Annotated in this window: 19 protein-coding genes; 5 read left to right on the top strand and 14 right to left on the bottom strand. The window is 60.4% G+C overall.

All coding sequences use genetic code 11. From position 1 onward, the window contains the following. The first annotated feature begins 48 nt into the window (after positions 1-48). Entirely contained in the window at positions 49-537 is a 489-nt protein-coding gene (locus tag AC1MH0_RS19730) for a hypothetical protein (RefSeq protein ID WP_132833849.1), read from the top strand. Between the two features lie 14 nt (positions 538-551). Here AC1MH0_RS19730 and AC1MH0_RS19735 read toward each other — a convergent pair whose 3' ends face one another. The 6 genes from AC1MH0_RS19735 to AC1MH0_RS19760 all read right to left on the bottom strand — a co-directional run bounded on the left by AC1MH0_RS19735 (position 552) and on the right by AC1MH0_RS19760 (position 3,448). Beyond that, positions 552-746 carry a hypothetical protein gene (locus tag AC1MH0_RS19735; protein ID WP_081874273.1) on the bottom strand — a complete coding sequence of 65 codons (195 nt, stop codon included), beginning with the start codon at positions 744-746 and terminating at the stop codon, positions 552-554. 238 nt (positions 747-984) lie between these two features. Continuing rightward, positions 985-1,374, bottom strand: a complete 390-nt coding sequence (locus AC1MH0_RS19740) for a type II toxin-antitoxin system VapC family toxin (protein ID WP_056678503.1) — start codon at positions 1,372-1,374, stop codon at positions 985-987. A gap of 14 nt (positions 1,375-1,388) precedes the next feature. Then, entirely contained in the window at positions 1,389-1,655 is a 267-nt protein-coding gene (locus AC1MH0_RS19745) for an antitoxin (RefSeq protein ID WP_243643430.1), read from the bottom strand. A 300-nt stretch (positions 1,656-1,955) separates the two neighbouring features. Continuing rightward, positions 1,956-2,801, bottom strand: a complete 846-nt coding sequence (locus AC1MH0_RS19750; protein WP_480965877.1) for a D-alanyl-D-alanine carboxypeptidase family protein — start codon at positions 2,799-2,801, stop codon at positions 1,956-1,958. 96 nt (positions 2,802-2,897) lie between these two features. Further along, on the bottom strand, positions 2,898-3,167 hold the full coding sequence (locus AC1MH0_RS19755; protein ID WP_056678177.1) for a DUF1488 family protein: 270 nt from the start codon (positions 3,165-3,167) through the stop codon (positions 2,898-2,900). 59 nt (positions 3,168-3,226) lie between these two features. Then, positions 3,227-3,448 (bottom strand): hypothetical protein, encoded by a 222-nt coding sequence (locus AC1MH0_RS19760; protein WP_480965878.1) that lies wholly within the window; start codon positions 3,446-3,448, stop codon positions 3,227-3,229. 203 nt (positions 3,449-3,651) lie between these two features. Here AC1MH0_RS19760 and rpsU point away from each other — a divergent pair, with 203 nt between their 5' ends. Next, positions 3,652-3,852 carry a 30S ribosomal protein S21 gene (rpsU, locus tag AC1MH0_RS19765; RefSeq protein ID WP_056483632.1) on the top strand — a complete coding sequence of 67 codons (201 nt, stop codon included), beginning with the start codon at positions 3,652-3,654 and terminating at the stop codon, positions 3,850-3,852. 22 nt (positions 3,853-3,874) lie between these two features. Here the strand turns inward: rpsU and AC1MH0_RS19770 are convergent, their stop codons facing one another. From AC1MH0_RS19770 to AC1MH0_RS19805, 8 genes are all read right to left on the bottom strand, one after another. Further along, the gene (locus AC1MH0_RS19770; protein ID WP_480965879.1) at positions 3,875-4,225 is read right to left on the bottom strand and encodes a protealysin inhibitor emfourin; all 351 of its coding nucleotides are present in this window, start codon (positions 4,223-4,225) and stop codon (positions 3,875-3,877) included. Beyond that, positions 4,225-5,304, bottom strand: a complete 1,080-nt coding sequence (locus AC1MH0_RS19775; RefSeq protein ID WP_480965880.1) for a M4 family metallopeptidase — start codon at positions 5,302-5,304, stop codon at positions 4,225-4,227. The genes AC1MH0_RS19770 and AC1MH0_RS19775 overlap by 1 nt, the downstream gene beginning before the upstream one ends. A 19-nt stretch (positions 5,305-5,323) precedes the next feature. After that, positions 5,324-6,085, bottom strand: coding sequence for a hypothetical protein (locus AC1MH0_RS19780; protein ID WP_480965881.1), 762 nt, complete (start codon positions 6,083-6,085; stop codon positions 5,324-5,326). A gap of 10 nt (positions 6,086-6,095) precedes the next feature. After that, positions 6,096-6,770, bottom strand: coding sequence for a hypothetical protein (locus tag AC1MH0_RS19785; RefSeq protein ID WP_480965882.1), 675 nt, complete (start codon positions 6,768-6,770; stop codon positions 6,096-6,098). Between the two features lie 371 nt (positions 6,771-7,141). Beyond that, a complete protein-coding gene (locus tag AC1MH0_RS19790; RefSeq protein ID WP_307090327.1) occupies positions 7,142-7,312 on the bottom strand; it encodes a hypothetical protein in 171 nt (56 codons plus the stop codon). Positions 7,313-7,387: 75 nt separating this feature from the next. Further along, positions 7,388-8,314: a DNA/RNA non-specific endonuclease gene (locus AC1MH0_RS19795; protein ID WP_480965883.1), complete on the bottom strand. Its 927-nt coding sequence runs from the start codon at positions 8,312-8,314 to the stop codon at positions 7,388-7,390. Positions 8,315-9,579: 1,265 nt separating this feature from the next. Continuing rightward, complete coding sequence (locus tag AC1MH0_RS19800; protein ID WP_480965884.1) at positions 9,580-10,011, bottom strand: DUF3768 domain-containing protein; 432 nt, start codon at positions 10,009-10,011, stop codon at positions 9,580-9,582. Between the two features lie 140 nt (positions 10,012-10,151). Then, positions 10,152-11,444: a hypothetical protein gene (locus AC1MH0_RS19805; protein WP_480965885.1), complete on the bottom strand. Its 1,293-nt coding sequence runs from the start codon at positions 11,442-11,444 to the stop codon at positions 10,152-10,154. Between the two features lie 198 nt (positions 11,445-11,642). On the opposite strand from AC1MH0_RS19805, the gene AC1MH0_RS19810 reads away from it, so the two are divergent. The 3 genes from AC1MH0_RS19810 to AC1MH0_RS19820 all read left to right on the top strand — a co-directional run bounded on the left by AC1MH0_RS19810 (position 11,643) and on the right by AC1MH0_RS19820 (position 13,037). Further along, positions 11,643-12,068 carry a hypothetical protein gene (locus AC1MH0_RS19810; RefSeq protein WP_480965886.1) on the top strand — a complete coding sequence of 142 codons (426 nt, stop codon included), beginning with the start codon at positions 11,643-11,645 and terminating at the stop codon, positions 12,066-12,068. 99 nt (positions 12,069-12,167) lie between these two features. Further along, positions 12,168-12,371 carry a hypothetical protein gene (locus AC1MH0_RS19815; RefSeq protein ID WP_480965887.1) on the top strand — a complete coding sequence of 68 codons (204 nt, stop codon included), beginning with the start codon at positions 12,168-12,170 and terminating at the stop codon, positions 12,369-12,371. A gap of 9 nt (positions 12,372-12,380) precedes the next feature. Further along, a complete protein-coding gene (locus tag AC1MH0_RS19820) occupies positions 12,381-13,037 on the top strand; it encodes an AbiV family abortive infection protein (protein WP_480965888.1) in 657 nt (218 codons plus the stop codon). Positions 13,038-13,309 lie beyond the last annotated feature (272 nt).

A 13,309-nucleotide genomic window follows, 5' to 3' on the forward strand; every position in this document is an offset into this window, starting at 1 on the left:
CTCATAACGATCCCGCCAAATCCGAGGCCTCACCCGAAGGAGGATATGATGAAAGTACAGGATATGATGCGGGGGTATGACTATGACCTCCCGCTATATGACGTGCTGAATAACAGCGGCACCAACGAGAACGGCGACCCCGAGATATCGACCGATCGGCGGGTGCTGGCAGGCGCCACGATCGGGATCGGCCTCGACGTTGCCTATTTCGCGATCACGGAGATGCAGGAAGCGTTCACCGCACTGGCGAGCGAAACGAGCAACGGCATGGGCCGTGGCGAGGGTCATAAGGATCTCGAAGAGATCCTGCGCGACAAGAGCCCGTTCCAGATGCGGCTTTGGTACCTGCTGTACGACACGCCTATCGAGCAGGCGATTACAGAACTCGCCTGGTTGCAGAGCCTGACGTACCGTCGTGGTCGGATGTGCATGGTAATGCGCGAGCAGAAGCTTGCGGTGATTTATGCCACAAACGCCCAGCTGTGCGAGAGCCTGACGGCCGCGCAAATCATGGCCAACGTGACGACCGAGGGCTGACGATAGTCGCCCAGTCAGGCGACCAGGGCGAGAAGACTCTCCGGGTGATGTGGCCGGCACCGGGAGACACGGAAAGGCTGAATGGGATTGTCGGTGCGGACCACAAACTGGTCGACGCCGGTGCTCTCACGAAGCTGAATGGCCACGGCGTAGGCGTTCTCGAGTGAACTCAGTGAACTGCGTCGGGCTGAAAGTGCAATGACGGTCATGGTGATGTCCCTTCGGGGTGAAGTCCTTCGGGTGAAGTGCCGTATGGCGGGTGGAACGGCCGAAAGGACCGTTCATGGAAAATTGACGACGATCCGTATATCGAGGGTGGTGGACCGGATTCGACGCAGATGCGTTAAGCCAGTCTATCCACCGTTTCGACGGAGGATCCTTCGATCGACGGGGTCGGGACCGCTGCTATCGGTTCCGGCCCCGTTTTCGTAAGCGGAGCCGTCGACGTCAGACGAGCCAATTCTCCACACGAAGACCCCGGATACGTGTGAACTCGCCGACATTAGCGGTGACCAGCGTGGCACCTAGTGCATAGGCATGGGCTGCGATCAGGAGGTCGTTGGGGCCGATCGGTTTGCCAGCGGCTTCAAGCTCGGCACGGATCCCCCCATATTCGGCGTCGGCCGGGACATCGAGCGGAAGGATCTCGAGCCCGCCCAGAATGGCTTCCACTTGCTGGAGCAGGCGAGGGGACCCCTTACGGGCGCAACCATAGCGCAGTTCGGCCGCGGTGATGATGCTGACACACAGATTGTCGCTCCCGATCTCCACGATCTTATCGAACACCGCGCCTTGCGGATTTCGAACGAGGTCGGAGACGATGTTGGTATCGAGCATGTAGCGTGACCCGGTCACAGGTCGACGGCTCTGAGCGGGAGCAGCGTAGCATCGAGATCCTCTGGAAACAGATCCTCAGAGGCGAGGGGGGTTAGCCCTTTCAGGATGTCGAGAAGACGGGCCTTGGGTTCGGGCTCGATGATAAGCTTGTCGCCTTCCTTGTGGATGAGCACACGGCTTCCCGAAAATTCGAACTCGGCGGGAATTCGCACTGCCTGACTGCGATTGTTGCGAAACAGCCTGGCTTCGCGCACGTCGACATTAGCAGATGTCTGGGTCACGACGCCTCCTTTGCATATGCCATGTATATACCTTGTTGGGCTGACGTTATCAATCGCGATGAGCGATGGCGTCGTAGTTACGTCCGTGTCTTCCATCTCAGGTGGCCTCGGCGTGGGAAGCGCGTAGCTTTATGCGGTCCTGGCCAGGGTTGCTGCTTGAGACGGCTCCCGGCGAAAGCCGGAACCAAGCCATGCAAAATCGATGCCGAATATCCGCTAACTTATTGATTTAACATAAGAAATATTATCGATCCGAACGATCCTCGTGGCTCTGATTCGTGCCAAAGGCGGTTCGTAAAGTTACCGCCGACGTATGCGACGCGCCTTCGATCTCGCCCCGGTGAAGCCCAACTCGATCAGGTTGGCAACGCGCGCATCACGTGCCGAAACGCTGGTCTCACCCAGCACCACGACCACAATACGCCGACCTCGACGCATCGCCGACGCTGCGAGGTTGTAGCCGGCGTCGGAGGTGTACCCGGTCTTGATGCCGTCGACGCCCGCAACCCGACCGAGCAGATGGTTATGATTGGCAGTGCGACGCGATCGCCACTGGATCGTACGCCTGCTGAACCGGGCATATTGCCGCGGAAATTGCCTGACGATGGCGCGAGAGAGCTTCGCCATGTCGCTCGCCGTTGTCACGTTCCCGGTGCTGGTCAGCCCGGATGCGTTTGCAAACCGGGTGTTCCGCATCCCAAGCTGGCGTGCCTTTGCCGTCATCAGTCTGGCAAATTTTGGCTCACTGCCAGCAATGCGTTCAGCCACGGCAACGGCCAGGTCGTTCGAAGAGATCGCGGCGATAGCATCCAGCGCCTTGCCGACGGTGATCCTCCCACCTGCGGCTATGCCTAAATGCGTCGCCGGCTGGCGGGCCGCCCGGCGGGATATCGGCAAAGGGTCACTTAGCCGTAAGCGGCCATCGGCCAGCGCTTCGAATGCGAGATAGAGCGTCATCAGCTTGGTCAGCGACGCCGGCCGTCTCGTCGCATCCGGCGCCTGCGAAAACAGAACGGTACCGGTTGAGGCATCGACGACGATCTCAGAGACGCGTGATCGAGCATATGCGGCTTGCGCAGGCAGGCCGAATGCCAAGCTGGCAACGATAAGACCGATCTGCAAACGCCGTAGAGAACTGAAAAACATGCGGAAGTTGGGATCCTCAATGAGCCTTGAAGATGCCAACCCTGACCTGACTGCTGCCTTAAGCGGCGCGCTTCGAAGGGCGCCTCGGAGCGACTGCTACTCGAGGTCACTTTCTGTCACTGTTATCAGATTGGCCGTTGGCCGAAGCTCGGCAAGATCGGCGCAGATATCAAGTATCTCGTCGCTGAACCGCTCGAACAGTTCCAGGGCGTCATTGTCTGGTTCGTCGCCGCTCACTTCACGCAAAACGGCGTATTTCACAGCAAAGTCGCGGTCGTCGCTATCGATGTCGGCGGTAAACTCGACCTGCTTTTCGCGGTCGTTGTCGACCAGGCTGTCCTGATCAATCGTGAGACGGTTCGCCATGTATTACTGCTTCCTTGGTTGGCAGGCTCCCCTGCCCGAAGGCTACACAGCGCGCAAACTCAGCAAAGGCTGATCCCGCGGTACGTCGCGTCCTCAACGATAATCTTGGCAGTTCCCGGTCCGACGATCGTGTTCACCTTCCCCAGCGTTGTATCGATCGTGTCCCCTGGAAATACGATCTCGACCACATGGGAATTCGCGACTGGGAGGCCATCCGCGTCGATTACTATCGGCGCCGGTAGCAGTTGAACACGATAGGCAGGCACGTCGGAATTGGTCATGGGGCCTTCTCCAGCCTGGTGGATCAGTGTCAATGCCTAGGGGCTGCGGTCTAGAAGCCGTTCCAGCATGGGGCAGAATTAGTCACGTTCGCGTCAGATGATTGCATTTGAAGCCGGCAAGTTAATCATGGACTTGGCACATGCCCGCCCGGCTTATAGGCAGGGCTGTCTAATCATCGACGCAATCTCGAAAGTCAGGTTTCATGCAGGTCATTGTCCGCGACAACAACGTCGACCAGGCTCTTCGCGTTCTGAAAAAGAAGTTGCAACGCGAAGGTGTGTACCGCGAGATGAAGCTGCGCCGCCATTTCGAGAAACCGTCGGAGAAGCGCGCTCGCGAACACGCAGCGGCCGTTAGCCGGGCGCGCAAGGCGGATCGCAAGCGCGCCGAGAAGGATCAGTAAGCCCCAGGGTTTGTTTAGACCGTCACCGTGTTGGCGGATGCTGTTTGCTCAGGCGGCGAACGACGGAGACGAGTTTCGCCATGGCGGGGTCACGGATCGGCTCGGCGAGCCGCATCTCCCGGCTCCGTCCGTCGATCGTCAGGCCAACCGTATACGTGCGCGCATCCGGCCTCGCGATATCGGTCGATGGCTCGCAACCGAAGAAGTCAACCTGGTCGGCAAGGCTGGTGAGTTCCTGACGCTCCGGCGTTGCAAGGTCGCCGAACGAAATAGTCTGTTCCTTCGCAAGCCCCGGAAAATGGGCAAGGCCTCCCTCGATCCGTACCCGGGCTTCGCCCGTTACGGTCTTGTCGCAAGCCTTGCTCATCTGCATCAGATCACTCCAACCGTTGTCCATGCTTCGGCGACGGCTGTCGTCTCGGCACTGTCCGTACCGTGCAAACGTCCCGCGACGTCGATGGTGACGCGGGCAAAGCCGGCGAAGTCCGTGTTGGCCCGCGTATTGGGGTCCAGCAGCGCATTGTACCATATCCGACCGGCGCGGTCCCATGCGTTTCCACCGATCGTCGTCGCCGCCAGGTAGAAGGCCCGGTTGGGGATACCGGAGTTGATATGAACCCCGCCATTGTCCTGATTGGTGCGGACGAAATCGTCCATGTGGCCGGGCTGGGGATCCTTGCCGAGGACAGGATCGTCGTACGCCGTTCCAGGCTCCTTCATCGACCGCAGCGCGACGCCTTTGACTGCGGAAGTTAGAAGTCCAGCACCAATAAGCCAGTCCGCTTGATCGGCCGTCTGGCCCAGCAACTTCTGCTTCACCAGGCTGCCGAAAACGTCCGAGATGCTCTCGTTGAGCGCGCCCGACTGGTTGAAGTAGGCAAGCCCTGCCTCCTTCTCGGTAACCCCGTGCGTGAGCTCGTGACCAATGACATCGAGCGCGATCGTGAAGCGGTTGAACAGCTCGCCATCGCCATCGCCGAACACCATCTGGGTGCCGTCCCAGAAGGCGTTGTCATAGTCCTGGTCGTAATGGACCGTGGCATCGAGCGGCAGCCCGGCATCATCGATTGAGTTGCGCTGATAGGCCTCCCAGAACAGCGCAAACGTTGCACCCAAGCCATCATACGCCTCGTCGACTGCGATATCGCCCGTCGGTCCCTCCCCTTCACGCCGCACGACGACAGAACCAGGCGCTTCAGGTTCGCCCCCAGCGTCTCGGATCGTTCGAAGTGGACTGGGGACAAGGATGTTGCCCGCAGCCGACCGCCGGCGGGCGAGATCTCCGGTGACGGGCCCCGCCGTACTGGCCCGTACGATCCGGATGGTCGGATCAATCATCAGGCTGTGCATCGCCATGGCGCGCAACGCAGGCGAGCCGTTCTCGGCGATCTTGGAAAGGATGTAGGGTGGCAAGATGCAATGAAGCGAATGCCGATGGGTGGACATGCACATGATCGTGTCTCCTTATCGATTAGCGGCGGGAGTGGCGAAGCGCGAAGGGTACGAGCGCGACCCACATGATGGTGATGAACGCGAGAAACTGGCTGGTCTGCGCCGGGCCGCCCGAGAGGTAGCCAAACCCGCCTAGCGAGGCGGCGTAGAGCTCGAACGAAATGACCGACACGCCGATCGCCAGCACATCGGCATCTCCCCCACTCTCCTCCTGCGTTCCAAACCAGCGCAGCGCGATGACGAACAGCGTGATGATGGCGATCAGGATCAAGCGGATGACGATGTCGTTGCCCGCAATTCCTATGGCGAGGGGGTAAAGCGTTACCGCCTCGACCGGGAATAGCTTCATCAGGCTGGCGTAATATGGCTCGGGCGTTGGACCGGGCCGGCGTCCGGGTATTACCAACGGCGTTGATGATCGTCGAAGGCGCAGCGCGCCGCGCAGGGCTGGCCGAGCGGACGCCACTTCGTCATTGGCGAGTGCCGCAATCGCGCGCTGTACGGCTGCTGCGTACCGGGACACCTCCGCATCGCTGGGTAAAAGCGCGGCGCCGATCGCCGTCGCCTGTTCGCAGCGATCCAGGATCGTGGCGAACGCCGGTCGGCCCACGGTCTCGGCACTGTGGGACGAAGCGAAGCGATCGCGTGCGTTACCGAGCGCCGTGCGTATTCCGAATAGCGTATCGAAGAAGCGCGGGAGATAGAGGGGGTCCTCGGTCAGTCCCTGAAGCTGATCGATGAGCGTGTCAGCCGCCTCCACGGCCTCGATAAATGTGGTCATCAAATCCTCCTCAGGCGGGGGTGGCGATCGAGGCGATAAGTCCGAGCGCACGGGTGATGCGATCGATGTTCAGTCGAGCCGCGGTGCGGCGCTGCTGCGGCGATAAGCGACCTGCCAAGGCATCCCTCAGCCCGGCCTGCGCTTTCGCGGTGAGATCAATGGCGTCTGCGACTTCAGCCGCCCGTACGGGTCCCTGCTTCGCGGCCTCGCGGGCGGCGAAAACCCGGGCGGCAAGCTGCTCGCGCTGTTCGGCCGTCAGACTGGTGCGATTGCGAAGATAGGTTCGGAACAGTGCGTTGCCGTAGAGATCGTCGGCGTTGCGCGCCGCCCCCCTGCCCCAGGTCGTGACCTGAACAGACAGCGATGCCAGTGCGCGATCGACGACGACGCCGCGTTCGACAACCAATGCACGTACATCGCGGGTTTGCCGCGCTTCGCGCGCGAGGTCGTTGGCAAACGCGATCAGCGCGACGATGCTCTGCCCTTGTTCGCTGGCGACAGCGGCGTTGACGTTTGGCAGGTCCGTGCCGGCGACAAAGTTCGTGAACCGGGCCAGCCGGTCGGCTTGATCGGCAAACGCAGTGATCTCGGCCGATACGTCGGTCTTGGGGGCGTCGAGAATGGCCGCTAGCGCATCAGCGTATCCACCAATTGTGGCGAGCAGTGCGACACGTGGCTCCAGCACCGCTCGTGGACTGCTTCCGATGTCGGTTTCGAACGCCGTATAGCCAGGGGCGGGTACCTCGTTCGCAAGGCATAGAGGTGCAGGCGGGACGGTCGGCGCCATAGGCACCTGGATGCGCAGCGGGGTCGCCGGCAGGCAGCTTGGATCGCTCGCAACCAGCGCTGCAGCAGCCTCCCGACGGCGCAGCTCTATCGCGTCGAAATAGGCCGTCGCGGCTAGGACTGCCTCCCGGCCTCGGGCCTGAACGGTCCCCGCGGTTTCAAGCTGGATTGCGTTTGTCGCACATCCCGCCAAAAGAGGCAGACCCGTCAGTACGGGCAGAAGGGAAATGACGCGGCAGCGCATAACGGTCTCCTTCGGGCTTTCGGGCATCATGCGCCTAAACTGCGATTCTCTCTTCTCTTTCTACGCCGCGGGATCGTCCGCACACGCGAACGGTCCGCTGGCCGATCTCGCGTGCGAACAGCCGTAATGATGTTGACGACGCTGGTGATGAGCGCTGCGATACCTACGAGCATGGGGCCGTCGATCATGTCGGTCATTGTCCGACTCTCCTTGTTGATCCGACCACCGATGTTCCATATATGTTCTTTGTAGGACAGCGCTATTTGCGGCCGTTACAGCCTAATATCTTCGGCCTCGGTAATCAGCACCCGGACAGCGTCGCCGGTCGCCTTCTCCTCGTTCGAGAAGCCGTCAAATTCCCGCAACGACCCAAAGTCGAGGTTCGTTAGGCCTTCTATCGCGAGGACTGATCGCTGATAGGTCTTGAACGCTCCGAACAGGAGCGACTGCGCGTCCAGGTCGACATCATGATCGATCAGATACGCGGAGGCCGATGGACGACCATCGTCATGGATGAAGGCGACGACCTTCCAATAAGCCAGCGGGATAGCGACGCCGCGGTAAACCGGATCATTGCCCCTGAAGACTGGTCCCGTAAAAACGGTCGCACGTTCGCCGACCCGGCGCGTGTTGCCGAGAATATAGTCCTCGAGGCTCAGCCAGGATCGCTGATTGAAGACCGAGAGCTGTGGCGCGCAGTTGGTGAAATGGAAGGTATCGCGGTTGGCTACGCTGGCGGTCTGGCCCCAGTTGGGATCTTCGCGCCGCACAAGATGGCCGCGATCGAAGTCGTTATCGGCATAAAGCTCATCCCCCGCCTGGGCCTCTTCGGGAATGCGGCCGTCGAACGCCCACGGATCACCGCCGCGCGGTACCGATACGCTGGCGCTTCCATCAATATTGACGCCGGTGAAGAGGGCAAGACGCCGGCTTTTCGACATGAGAAGCGAGAAATGCTCGTAGTCGAGGCGGTCACCCTCGCTGCCCGTAACCGGCAGCACATCCCCGGCAATGGCACGGGTGTCGGGGAGCGGCACGGCAAAGCCGGGGAGAAAATCTGCGTTGTAACCTGCCCTACCCTGGAACGCGCCAGCGTCGGACGTCCTTACTCCTTCGCGTTCGAAGGGCAGTAAGCCGAGACTTTGAGGTGAGAGCGTCCGAAGGTCGGCCAACCGGGGTCGATATGACAGGTCGATCATGATGATCAGCTCCTCAGAGTTTCACGGCAGGTGCGCTCGATACGTCGTGTTGTGATGACATCCGCGTCGCGGACAAACGCATTAGAGACGCAAGGTGGCAGTCTCGTTGCATTGATGCGCCGCTACCTGACTTTGTACAATCCAGGGCAGCCGAAGCTGTCGGTTACGACCCTTCCCGTGACTTTTTCTCGAACGAATACGAAAAGGCCGGGCGATCGCTCGCCCGGCCTTTCACTCAAGCAAATGGGTAAGATCAGCGCGGCGGAGTGGTGCCGGGCGTTCCCCCTGTCGTGGAGCCCATAGTACCGCCGGTCGTGCCGCCCATTGTGCCGCCAGGGTTCGTGCCACTCATTGAACCAGCGGTGCCGTCAGTCGTACCGCCCATCGTGTCCGGGCCAGTCGTGCTGCCGGTGGTACCGGACAACGTGCCACTCGTCGTACCTGACGTTGTGCTACGCGTTTTGCCGCGAGCCTTCGTGCCATGCTGCGTGCGTGTCGTTGCGGTCGATCCTGATGAACTTGTCGTTGGATTAGTCTGGTCCATAGAACCGGTCGACGCTCCCCCGTTCATGGTGGCAGTGGCTGATCCACTCATACCGCCGCTTGTCGTGCCACCGGTGGTGCTACCGGTCGTCTGCGCCAGCGCTACACCCGGAATAATCAGGGCTGCAGCTGCTATCGATGTCAAAATCCGCATTTTCTCTCTCCTATATTCTTAAAGAAGAAAGCGATCGCGGTTAAGTATGTTCCCTACTACCTGAATATAAAGGGTCCTTCGCCCGACTCTACCCCGGGTGCCTAGTATCTGTAGACGACTTATGCGACCTGATCGACGGAGGTATTATTCTAAACCGTAACGTGTGGTGCGCCGGTCCTGATCGTAATATTCTTCGCCTTCACCGCATCGGAATTTCGCGAACCAGGTCAATTACGAGCGACCGCGTCCAGCAAGGATCGGGCGGAGGGCGTCGCCGTAGCAAGAGTCCGCGGTGAAGTGGACGGTCTGCAATCCTTTACATCCCGGCCAATCCGTTTCGCCGTTTCAAAGCATCAACCCTACTGGATCCCGACTTCGGGAGGCAGCGTCGTAACCGCGTTGCCACGCAGCGCGCAGACGACTGCCGCGCCGCCCGTTGGGGTTATCATTGCCCATGACGAAGCACCGCCAGCCTGCTTTCTCGGCTTCCCAGTTTTCGTCGACCGGTCCGGGCGTCAGCAATGACATTAGGTCCAGGCGGCGATCCTTCGGTGTTGCCGTAACCATGTCAGAGGTCTTCTCGGACCATGATCGTCAGCACACGCCGGGTGATGCTGGCATCGGCGGGATCTTCCGAGCCGTACTCGAACGCAGCGTCGTAATAGTCGATCTTGAAGTAGACCGTCGTCCCCTCGAACTCGAAGTTGCCCCGGTCCCGTTCGGCCGCATCCGCATCGGCGAACACATGGTGGCGGATGGCGGCGTAGAGTCTCGCCTGAACGACGATCTCCATGGCGCCGTCACCGGAAGCGAAGGTGCCAAGGCAGTTCCTCGTCACCATGATCCGAGCGGTACGGTCGAGGCCATGGCGACAACGGTCATTGAGACTGGCGATGGACGCCAGACGCGCTTCGGCGCTCGCCAGCGATCCGTTGAGCAGCCGGCGATCCTTGGCGGTGGCTTCGGGCGCGGCGCTGGTGGCGATCGTGGCAGGGAGCATGGCGGTGTCCTCAGGCTCGGCGGGGCCATTCCCCGCATCTGCCTGTCACCTCCCCCTCCCTCTCTGGGCCTCGGGCCTTCTCAATCGGCCTTGGTACACCGGACTCGGCACCTCTCCCCGCTGCGCGGACGCTCCAGCGCTCAGGCGTAGCGACACTCGTCGGACGCGAAGACCGACCAGAGGTGAGCCTCCGCATCGATCAAGTGGTTGAAGCTTTGGCTGGTGTTGCCGACGTCGACGATCCAGTCGGTCCCATGCGCCTGGACGAAGCCAACCGAGTAGACGCGGCCTGGGCTATCCGATGGTGGGATTGTCGCCAGATCGTGGCCCGCCGCGGCCAGGCTCGGGACATCGCGCCCCGTTACACGCCAGGTGTCGAACCGGGCCGCCTCGTCTGAGGCCGTCAGGTAATAGCGGGTGGCAACTTCCCAAGCGGCGTTGACGTGAGCGAGGTCGGTGCCGAGTGCATCGGCATCACCATTCCCGACGATCGCGGGCGGGCGTGTAGCTTGCCACGCCGCCAGCATGACCATGTTGGCGTCGAGGAAGTCGTGCGACGCGCAGATACCAGCTGCGATCGTCTGGTTTCGTACCCGCATCTGGCACCACTCGTCTGGATCGAGTTGCTCTGCGAGACGGTGTGCGAATGCGCAGGCGAGTGTTTCGATCGCAATATGCCCAAGGGCTTCGGCATAGCCGTCGCCCGCATAGACGACCGTCAGTTCGCCGACTGCGTCGCGCCGGCTAAAGGTGAACCTCGCGTTCTCCGGGAATTCGCGCATCTCCGCCTGTTCGTAGTCGATCCAGATCTGTGCGGCCTCGCCCATCGGACCGACGCAAGGTCCGAAGCTCGGTGCCGTTTCGTGCCACCAGCTCATCTCGGACCATTCCGGCGGGATCGGCACCATCGTGTCGATCGCATAGTCGGGAAAGAACGATGGCCACGTCGGCATCACCTCATGGGTGGTGAACCCGTGGGACAGGCAGACCAGACCTTCGGTAATGCCTAGCCGTCGGTATCCCTCGATCGTCTCGGCGTCGCCGTCTGCGCCGGCTATCAGTTCGGCCAGCACGTAGGGCCATGCCGGGACGGGTACCCTGACGTTGAGAAAGCCGTTCCAGGTCGTGTTATCGGTGAAGCCGGGGAACGTGGGTCCCTCCCCGAACGACCACGCGATCGGGCGCAGACGATTGTCCTGTCGCGTTGTGTCCACGGCCTCGGGGCGGACGTCGAACTGGGCAAGCGCGCATGCAAACGCGGTCCCGTGCTGAAAGCGGCCGAGCGCCGACAGGACGTCGACATAGGTCGAACGTGCCTCATCGGTCTGGAACTCGTGTTCGGTTGCATCGCGTGCGGAGAGATATTCACGGGCCAGTGTCACCGGGTCGGTCCGGATCGTTTCGGCGAAAGTGGCTATGTAGCGAGTGCGCATGGGGGAAGGATCCTTTCCGGCATATTCCGGCCTCCCTCCCCTCACCCCTCTCCTCTCCTGCGCCGCCCTGGCTGGTTAGCCGGGCGTCTCGCTCTTCAACATCGCGGCGCGTCCCCGATCAAAAGCCTATGGATGTATCGCGCGAGGCCAGGAGGATTTTGCGTGGAATGAGCGCCTACGTGGGATAGGGGTGCATACATGAGCCAGCAGGTTATTGACTTGGTAGCGGCAGCGAATGCCCTTCCCCCAGAACATCAGAAGCTGTCGCACTTGATATTGCAGTTGCGCGATAGCCACAGCATTCGAACCGATCTCATGCTTGCAAACGACTTCGTTGGCACGATGAGGGTAGTTGGCCAGCAGGCCGCAGACGCTGGCGCAGGACAAAATGCCGAAAACGCATTCCTTGCTCTCTTCTACAGTGCCGTCATTCTCTATGTTCGTGCCACCAAGACCCAATCGGACAATCGGCGCTCCTTCGATTTCAACAAGGAGTATGACGCGGATCAGAAGGTGACGCACAAAGTCCTATGTGATCTGCGTGATGAGGCATTGGCGCATTATGGGCCGGGCGGCAGTTACAGCGGACCGGCTTTCCAGCGGGATGGCGTCTTCATTCCTTAAGGCCCAGATAGTGACAGCCGGGTCTTCACCGCGAGCCATCGGCTCGTCATACAACCACAGTTGATCGCTGACTTAGACCAAATGACGCATAGGGCGTTGATGCTGTCGGACAAGCGAACACAGTTGCTCAATCAAAAGGTAGTGGATGGCATAAACGAAGCCATGGTCGCCACACCTAATGTCGTGCATATTTTTCGCGATCATGTTGGGAACCTATCCGACTTTTTGGGAAGTGAGGCGGCCTCTGATGTCGTCATGGCTGGTCCTCGTGTTGGGTATCGTCGTGGAAGCGCAAAGTATTAGGGGAACGGCATGCCTGAGGGGATGAAGCCAGCTGGAACTGAGTTTGGTCGGAGGTTGCTCAACCGAATTGGCCATGTTGCCCGTTTGAACGGGGATGCGGAACTTCTGCTCAAGCACAATCGTGTTGCCGGTGCAGCTCTGATGGCGGCGCTTGCATACGAGGAATTGGGTAAGCTCATCGATTTTGTGTGGAAGGAGTGGGGCGTCGAACCCAAGGGCTACACTCGCAACGCGCACGACAGAAAACAGCGGGCAGTTGCCTGCCTACTGATAGTTGCGGACCTTTACCCTCATGCCAAAGAGATGGCGGGCAAGGGCGGTATTGACGAAGCCGACTTACAGCGCCGTGTGGAAGCCATGTTGCCGACCAAGCGCCAGAAATTCACATTTTGGGTTATCATGGGCGGCATGGAGAAATTCAAGCATCTGGCCATGTATGTGGACGAGAGCAACGAGGACACCGGCGTTGATGCGTTCGCGATCAAGCGCGAGCATGTTCAGAACGTCTTAGAGGTGCTTGAACCGGCGCTGGACCATCTGCGCGATCCACGCCTATTGCGCTCATCTGCCCTTGTGTGGGAGCAAGCAGGTAGGACGTTGGCAGCGATGAAGGCGGCAGGACAGAAGTATTTTGAGGACGTTTCCCCTTTGGATGCATCTGTTTAGCCGTAGATATTCCAGGCTTACGTCGGCGGTTCCTCTGACGGATCGGCGTGCTGTTGTTTTCCACCCCAGCTGCTCCGCTACCTGACCGTCTTCGCATCCCCACGTTTTCATCTGCAATGCCATTTGCATCCGTTGGGGATCAGCCAGTGTGTCGGGCTTTTCGCGCTGTTCGGTCAGCATAAACGCCCATTCGGCTGCGTTTCGCTACGCTGTAGGGATCGGGCTTGGCAATGATAAGGACGAGGCGTTCGGTCATGCTTCTATTTAAGGAT

Source organism: Sphingomonas sp. AP28, assembly GCF_056680455.1.

Bases quoted from the DNA above. Each gene is read 5' to 3' on its own strand.
- AC1MH0_RS19805 (WP_480965885.1), bottom strand. From the start codon at position 11,444: ATGCGCACTCGCTACATAGCCACTTTCGCCGAAACGATCCGGACCGAC.
- AC1MH0_RS19735 (WP_081874273.1), bottom strand. From the start codon at position 746: ATGACCGTCATTGCACTTTCAGCCCGACGCAGTTCACTGAGTTCACTC.
- AC1MH0_RS19750 (WP_480965877.1), bottom strand. From the start codon at position 2,801: ATGTTTTTCAGTTCTCTACGGCGTTTGCAGATCGGTCTTATCGTTGCC.
- AC1MH0_RS19740 (WP_056678503.1), bottom strand. From the start codon at position 1,374: ATGCTCGATACCAACATCGTCTCCGACCTCGTTCGAAATCCGCAAGGC.
- AC1MH0_RS19795 (WP_480965883.1), bottom strand. From the start codon at position 8,314: ATGATCGACCTGTCATATCGACCCCGGTTGGCCGACCTTCGGACGCTC.
- AC1MH0_RS19730 (WP_132833849.1), top strand. From the start codon at position 49: ATGAAAGTACAGGATATGATGCGGGGGTATGACTATGACCTCCCGCTA.
- AC1MH0_RS19810 (WP_480965886.1), top strand. From the start codon at position 11,643: ATGAGCCAGCAGGTTATTGACTTGGTAGCGGCAGCGAATGCCCTTCCC.
- AC1MH0_RS19820 (WP_480965888.1), top strand. From the start codon at position 12,381: ATGCCTGAGGGGATGAAGCCAGCTGGAACTGAGTTTGGTCGGAGGTTG.
- AC1MH0_RS19760 (WP_480965878.1), bottom strand. From the start codon at position 3,448: ATGACCAATTCCGACGTGCCTGCCTATCGTGTTCAACTGCTACCGGCG.
- AC1MH0_RS19755 (WP_056678177.1), bottom strand. From the start codon at position 3,167: ATGGCGAACCGTCTCACGATTGATCAGGACAGCCTGGTCGACAACGAC.
- AC1MH0_RS19770 (WP_480965879.1), bottom strand. From the start codon at position 4,225: ATGCAGATGAGCAAGGCTTGCGACAAGACCGTAACGGGCGAAGCCCGG.
- AC1MH0_RS19780 (WP_480965881.1), bottom strand. From the start codon at position 6,085: ATGACCACATTTATCGAGGCCGTGGAGGCGGCTGACACGCTCATCGAT.
- AC1MH0_RS19790 (WP_307090327.1), bottom strand. From the start codon at position 7,312: ATGACCGACATGATCGACGGCCCCATGCTCGTAGGTATCGCAGCGCTC.
- rpsU (WP_056483632.1), top strand. From the start codon at position 3,652: ATGCAGGTCATTGTCCGCGACAACAACGTCGACCAGGCTCTTCGCGTT.
- AC1MH0_RS19775 (WP_480965880.1), bottom strand. From the start codon at position 5,304: ATGTGCATGTCCACCCATCGGCATTCGCTTCATTGCATCTTGCCACCC.
- AC1MH0_RS19800 (WP_480965884.1), bottom strand. From the start codon at position 10,011: ATGCTCCCTGCCACGATCGCCACCAGCGCCGCGCCCGAAGCCACCGCC.
- AC1MH0_RS19815 (WP_480965887.1), top strand. From the start codon at position 12,168: ATGCTGTCGGACAAGCGAACACAGTTGCTCAATCAAAAGGTAGTGGAT.